Raw genomic sequence first — 346 nt, 5'->3', positions numbered from 1 at the left:
CGCCGTTGGTGCTGCCGCGGTCGCCCTTGCCCTGATGGCCTTGATGATCACGGCCGCCATTGCCGCCGCCCAGGCAGTTCGCGGAGCCGACGCTGCAGCAACGGCCGCTCCACAGGTCATTGAGGTTGGTCGCGGCGCAGCTTTTGTAGGTCTCGTCCGCAAGGGCCGATCCGGTCAGGGCCGACACCGCGGCGGCGGCAAGCAGGGTATTGCGCAGGAAAGCAGTCATTTGAAGTCTCCATGGTCTGGGTTTCTATCGTCCACGGCTGTGTGTCGCCGGGCGAACGGAAATGGTTCACGGAGGGATGAAAAATTTCGAGGGGCCCCAAAGGAGTTCTTCATCCAC

The 346-nt window shown here is 63.0% G+C and carries 1 protein-coding gene; it reads right to left on the bottom strand.

Annotated features, from left to right (window positions below; genetic code table 11):
* The coding region (locus EN807_RS33480; RefSeq protein WP_135938015.1) for a hypothetical protein at positions 1-229 on the bottom strand (229 nt) is incomplete at its 3' end.
* Between the last annotated feature and the right edge of the window lie 117 nt (positions 230-346).

The organism is Mesorhizobium sp. M5C.F.Ca.ET.164.01.1.1 (assembly GCF_004792125.1).
In the GTDB taxonomy this organism is placed as follows: Bacteria; Pseudomonadota; Alphaproteobacteria; order Rhizobiales; family Rhizobiaceae; genus Mesorhizobium; species Mesorhizobium wenxiniae.
Note: the sequence above shows the minus strand (reverse complement) of the source record. Positions and strands in the feature narration are given on the sequence as shown.